The 5,391-nt window shown below is 66.1% G+C and carries 6 protein-coding genes; 1 reads left to right on the top strand and 5 read right to left on the bottom strand.

All coding sequences use genetic code 11. The annotated features are described in order from the left end of the window. A partial coding sequence (locus tag EOA27_RS41550) for a hypothetical protein (protein ID WP_210214159.1) occupies window positions 1–280 on the bottom strand: 280 nt, incomplete at its 3' end. Window positions 281–310: 30 nt separating this feature from the next. Between EOA27_RS41550 and uxuA the strand changes: the two genes are divergently transcribed. Then, entirely contained in the window at window positions 311–1,489 is a 1,179-nt protein-coding gene (gene uxuA / locus EOA27_RS20040) for a mannonate dehydratase (RefSeq protein WP_126081106.1), read from the top strand. Between the two features lie 55 nt (window positions 1,490–1,544). Here the strand turns inward: uxuA and atzF are convergent, their stop codons facing one another. From atzF to EOA27_RS20020, 4 genes are all read right to left on the bottom strand, one after another. Continuing rightward, a complete protein-coding gene (gene atzF / locus EOA27_RS20035; protein WP_126081107.1) occupies window positions 1,545–3,377 on the bottom strand; it encodes an allophanate hydrolase in 1,833 nt (610 codons plus the stop codon). After that, window positions 3,374–3,724, bottom strand: a complete 351-nt coding sequence (locus EOA27_RS20030; protein WP_126081108.1) for a cupin domain-containing protein — start codon at window positions 3,722–3,724, stop codon at window positions 3,374–3,376. The genes atzF and EOA27_RS20030 overlap by 4 nt, the downstream gene beginning before the upstream one ends. Continuing rightward, complete coding sequence (locus EOA27_RS20025) at window positions 3,717–4,385, bottom strand: isochorismatase family cysteine hydrolase (RefSeq protein ID WP_127256960.1); 669 nt, start codon at window positions 4,383–4,385, stop codon at window positions 3,717–3,719. The genes EOA27_RS20030 and EOA27_RS20025 overlap by 8 nt, the downstream gene beginning before the upstream one ends. Then, the coding region (locus tag EOA27_RS20020; RefSeq protein WP_127256958.1) for an ATP-binding cassette domain-containing protein at window positions 4,385–5,391 on the bottom strand (1,007 nt) is incomplete at its 5' end. The genes EOA27_RS20025 and EOA27_RS20020, both read right to left, overlap by 1 nt.

Genomic DNA, 5,391 nt, shown 5'->3' with positions numbered 1-5,391 from the left:
CGGCAAGACGGCGCGCGGTTGCCTCGGCGATCCCGGTCGTTCCCGTCACCAGGGCAACCTTGCCGTCGAAATCGTTCATGGACAAAACTCCTGCAATGATGGACGAAAGCGCCTGTCGGTGGCTCGTCGGAAGGCGCCGCGATCCCCTGATTTGACGGCCATTGTCATCCGACAATATGGTCGATCGCAACCACGCTGAAGCGCTCGCGCCGAAATGGGTTCGGTCCGATGCGGCTTTACGTCTTTGTTTTGATGCATGGCGGCCGTTCAGATACGACACGGATGAAAACGCATGCTTTGGGAGGCAGTCATGGAACAATGCTGGCGCTGGTACGGCCCGAACGACCCGGTCACACTCGACCACATCAAGCAGGCCGGGGCGACTGGTATCGTCACGGCGCTGCACGACATCTATGACGGCAGCGCCTGGCCGCTCGACGCCATTCTCGAACGCAAGCGCATCATCGAGGCGGCGGGGCTGACATGGTCGGTGGTGGAGAGCATTCCGGTCCACAATTCGGTCAAGACGGGGACGCCGGAACGGCAGCGCTACGCGGGCTGGTACAGGGATACGATCCGGGCGCTGGCGAAGGCCGGCATTTCGACGATCTGCTACAACTTCATGCCGGTGGTGGACTGGACGCGCACCGACCTCATGTACCGGTTGCCGACCACCGGCTACGCGTTGCGCTTCGATGCGCTCGACTTCGCCGCCTACGACGTCTTCGTGCTGAAGCGGTCGAATGCCGAGGCGAGCTACGGTCCGGAGCGCCTTAAGGAGGCGGAAGCACGACTGAAGACTCTGAGCAACGACGACATCGAGAAAATAGAGCGCAATCTGATCGCCGGCCTGCCGGCCACCGAGCGCACCTACAATCGCGAGACGATGCGTCAGGCGCTTGCCGATTACGCCGCGATCGGCCCGGCCGAACTGCGCGCCAACCTCGCCTGGTTCCTGAGGGAGATCATTCCGGCCGCCGAGGAAGTCGGCGCGCGCATGTGCATCCATCCCGACGATCCGCCCTTCTCGCTCTACGGTTTGCCGCGCGTGGTTTCCACGGCGGACGACGCGCGCTTCATCGTGGGAACGGTCGACAGCCCGTCGAACGGACTGACCTTCTGCACCGGCTCCTACGGCGTGCGCGCCGACAACGATCTGGTCGCGATGATCGAGGAGTTCGGACCGAAGATCCATTTCGCGCATCTGCGCAACGTGACGCGCGAGGCGGATGGCTCGTTCTACGAGGCCGAGCATCTGGAAGGCTCGACCGACATGGCCGAAGTCATCCTGGCGCTGATGAAGGAGGAGGCGCGCCGGCGCAAGGAAGGCCGCTGGCGCATCCCGATGCGGCCGGACCATGGCCATCTGCTCGCCGACGATATCGGCAAGACGAAGATCAATCCCGGCTATTCGCTGATCGGCAGGCTGAAAGGCCTTGCCGAGCTGCGCGGCATCATGCGCGCCGTGGAGCGGTTCGAGCTGGCCTGAGAGGCGGACGCCGAAGCGTTTGGCATGGCAGGTCGCCGCTGAACCGGGCCGTCGCTCAGTTTGAGGAAACGCTCTCCAATCTGCGTTGAGTCTCGTTCGTCCTGGCGACGTAGCTGCGCCAGCCGCCATAGGCCGAGATGTCCGTCGCCGCGAACAGGCCGACGCTCTCCGCCAGGAAACCCTTCGCCGACGTGCCGTCGTCGAGCTCGATGGTGCCGATGCCGAGCGGCGGCGGGATGGCGGCGACGAATCGGCCGAAGGCATCGGCGCAAAGGCGCCAGACCTCGATCTCGATGGCGGTGCCGCCGTGGCCGACCCGGACAAGCCCGGGCTTGGGCGGGGTCTGGCCGGCGAGCTCATAGAGCTTATAGGACGGCGTCGTCCGCGCCGACCTGCTGAAGCTTGCGCCGGCCTCCTTCAATTGGCCGTTGAGCGGCATTCCCGAAAGATGGGCGCCGACCACCACCAGTTCGATCGTGCCGTCATCGGCCGGCGCGCCGACAGGCTGCGCGATCGACTGCAGCCATCCGGTCGCGCCGAGAGTGAGGCCGCTCGCGGCATGGAGATCGCGTGCCACCGCTGCGACGAGGCCGTCGCGTCCTGCGGCGGCAAGCAGGGTCACGCTCATCGGCAGGCCGTCGTCGCGCGTGCCGGTCGGCACGGCGATGCCGCACATGTCGAGCAGATTGACGAAATTGGTGTAGGTGCCCAGCCGGCTGTTGGTGACGATCGGATCGGCGAGCACGGCATCGACGCTGTAGTGGGTCGGCGCCGTCGGCATGCAGAAAAGGTCGACGGAGGCGATGACGGGGGTCAGGCGGGCCTTGTAGGCCTGCAAGGCGTAGAGGCCGCGGAAAGCATCGGCGGCCGACAGGTTCCTGGCGCCACCGATGATCTTGCGCGTCACCGGATGGAGGGCTGCTTCATTCGCTTCGAAGAAATCGCGGATCGCCGCATAGCGCTCCGCCACCCAGGCGCCTTCGTAGAGCAGGTCGGCGGTGGCGTAGAAGTCGCCGAACGGGATTTCGACAAGCCGGGCGCCGAGCGTTTCCAGGGATTTGAGAGCTGCCTCGAAGCCTGCCTGCATCGATGCGTCGCCGAAGAACTTCAGATCGGCCTTTTCCGGGATGCCGATGGTCAGCACCGGCGGTCGGGCGGCGAGGGGCTGGACGGCGATGGCGCGCGAATAGGGATCGGCGGCGTCGTGCGCGGCAGCGACCGAGAACACCGCATAGGCGTCATCGACCGTCAGCGCGAAGACTGAGACGCAGTCGAGTGTCCGGCAGGCCGGAACGACGCCCGTCGTCGACAACGCGCCGACCGTCGGCTTCAGCCCGACAATGCTGTTGAGGCCAGCCGGGATGCGGCCAGAGCCGGCGGTGTCGGTGCCAAGCGCGAAGGAGACGATGCCGCGCGCCGTCGCAACCGCCGAGCCGGAGGAGGAGCCGCCGGGCACGAGTTTCGGATCGATCGCATTTCTTGGGATCGGCCACGGCGTGCGCACGCCGACAAGGCCGGTGGCGAACTGGTCGAGATTGGTCTTGCCGACAACAAAAGCGCCCGCGGCCTTGAGCCTCGCTACGACCGTCGCATCTTTGTCCGGCGTGTAGGCATATTCCGTGCAGGCCGCCGTGGTCGGCATGCCTGCGACGTCGATATTGTCCTTGACGGCGAAGGGGATGCCCCAGAGCGGCTTCGCCACGGGGTCAAACGAGCCGAGCGCCTCGGCCTCGGCCAGTATCTCTTCTTTCGTCGCGAGGTGGATGAAGATGCCGGGGTCGCCGGCCGCATCGATGCGGGCAAGGACCGCATCGATCACCTCGGCGATGCCAAGCCCGCTTTGGTAGGCCGCGCGCAGGCTGGCGATGTCGAAGCGGATGTCGTTCATTTCGTCTCCCCCAGAATGATCACCGGCAGGTCCCACTGGATCAGCACCACGCAGCCGTCCCTCGTCCACACAGAATGCTCGGTGCCGACCGGATTGAGGATCACGCTGCCCGCTGGATAGTCGCCGTTGTCGTCGCTCTGGGTGCCTTCCAGCACGACGATGGTTTCCAGCCCGGCATGGCGGTGGCGCGGCACGCCGGCGCCCGGCTGATATTTGAGCAGCGCGACCGACGGTTCGACCGGGCCGCCCTTGAGCAGCCAATGCACGGTGACGCCGTCGCGGAAAGGCTCGAACGCCAGATCGCGCCAGCCGCCGTCAAGGAGGCCGGCAAAGGCAAGATTAGGCATTCGCAATTCCCTCGAGGACCTGATCTGTGGTCGCCGTCCAGCCGACGATGGCGCCCTGCGCCCGGATCATGGCGAGCGCGGCCGCCTTGAATTCGGGAAAGTAGCTTTCCGTCGCATCCTCCGCGACCAGGCACTCATAGCCGCGGTCGTTCGCCTCGCGCATCGTCGTCTGGACGCAGACTTCGGTCGTCACGCCGGCGAACACCAGTTGCCGCGCGCCGAGCCGTTTCAGGTCGTCGCCGAGGCCGGTCGCGTAGAAGGCGCCCTTGCCGGGCTTCTCGATGACGATCTCGCCGGGCAGGGGCGCGAGCTCGTCGAGGATCTCGGTGCCGGGTTCGCCGGCGATCAGGACGCGGCCCATCGGGCCGACATCGCCGATCCGCATCGAGGGATTGCCGCGGTCGCGCTTGGCGGGAGGCAGGTCTGAAAGGTCGGGCTTGTGGCACTCCATGGTATGGATCACCGGCAGGCCCGCGGCGCGAAAGCCTTCGATCAGCCGCTTCACCGTCTGCACGATGGCCGTGACCCGGCTGACGTCGTTGCCGAGACTCGCTCCGAACCCGCCCGGCTCGGCAAAGTCGCGCTGCATGTCGATGACGATGAGCGCCGTCGTCTCGGGCCTGAAGGCAAAGGCGAAGGGCTGCGCTGCGATTTCCGCCATCAGTGATGCCCCGCCATGTGCTCGCCGATGGTCTGCACGCTCGCCTGCGCAATCGGCGTCTCATAGACCAGCGCGCCGTCGGACATGACCAGGATGCGGTCAGAGAGTTCCAGTAGCTCGTCCAGGTCTTCCGACATCAACAACACCGCGGCACCTGCGTTGCGCGCCTTCATGATACGCGCCCGGATCTCGGCGACGGCGGAGAAATCGAGGCCGAAGCACGGGTTGGAGACGATCAAAAGGTCGACCTCGCCGGTGAGCTCGCGGGCGAGCACGGCGCGCTGCACATTGCCGCCCGACAGCGAAGCGATCGGCGAAGACAGCGATGCGGTCTTTACCTTGAACTGCTCGACCAGCCGGGCGCTGAAGGATTTGATGGCACCGGCGCTGATCCAGCTCACCGGCTTGCCGTTGCCGTCCACGTCGAAGGTGCGGAAAGCGATGTTCTCGGCCACTGTCATCCTCGGTGCACAGGCATTCTTCAGCGGCTCCTCCGGGATGAGGCGGACATTGAGCGTGCGCGCTTCGGCGCGCGTCGCCGCGTAGGCGGCGCCGCGCACCATCACCTCGCCGCCATTGCGGGGGCGCTGGCCGGCCAGCACTTCCAGGAACTCCTTCTGGCCGTTGCCGGAAATGCCGGCGATGCCGACGATCTCGCCCGAGCGGACGCCGAGATCGGCGATGTCGATCGACTTGAGGCCGGTGCGGTCCGGCGCCTTCAGCGCCTTCACCTTCAGCACGATCTCGGCGTCTGCCTTCGGCGCCGCGCGGCTGTCGAGCGCGGCGATCGGCTGGTCGCCGATCATCATCGCGGCCATCTCCCTGTGCGAAAGGTCGGAAACCTTGCCGGTGCCGGTGAGCCTGCCCTTGCGCAGCACGGTGATGTCGTCGGCAAATGCCGTGACCTCGTGGAACTTGTGCGAGATCATCAGCACGGTGAGGTCGCCGGCCTTGGTCATGCCGCGCACCAGGCCAAGCACTTCCTGGGCCTCGCCCGGGGTGAGCA

The sequence above is a fragment of the Mesorhizobium sp. M2A.F.Ca.ET.037.01.1.1 genome (genome assembly GCF_003998075.1).
GTDB lineage: Bacteria > Pseudomonadota > Alphaproteobacteria > Rhizobiales > Rhizobiaceae > Mesorhizobium.
This window is presented reverse-complemented; position numbering and strand designations above follow the sequence as displayed.

Coding starts and splice junctions, on each gene's coding strand:
- uxuA (WP_126081106.1), top strand. CDS start 311: ATGGAACAATGCTGGCGCTGGTACGGCCCGAACGACCCGGTCACACTC.
- atzF (WP_126081107.1), bottom strand. CDS start 3,377: ATGAACGACATCCGCTTCGACATCGCCAGCCTGCGCGCGGCCTACCAA.
- EOA27_RS20030 (WP_126081108.1), bottom strand. CDS start 3,724: ATGCCTAATCTTGCCTTTGCCGGCCTCCTTGACGGCGGCTGGCGCGAT.
- EOA27_RS20025 (WP_127256960.1), bottom strand. CDS start 4,385: ATGGCGGAAATCGCAGCGCAGCCCTTCGCCTTTGCCTTCAGGCCCGAG.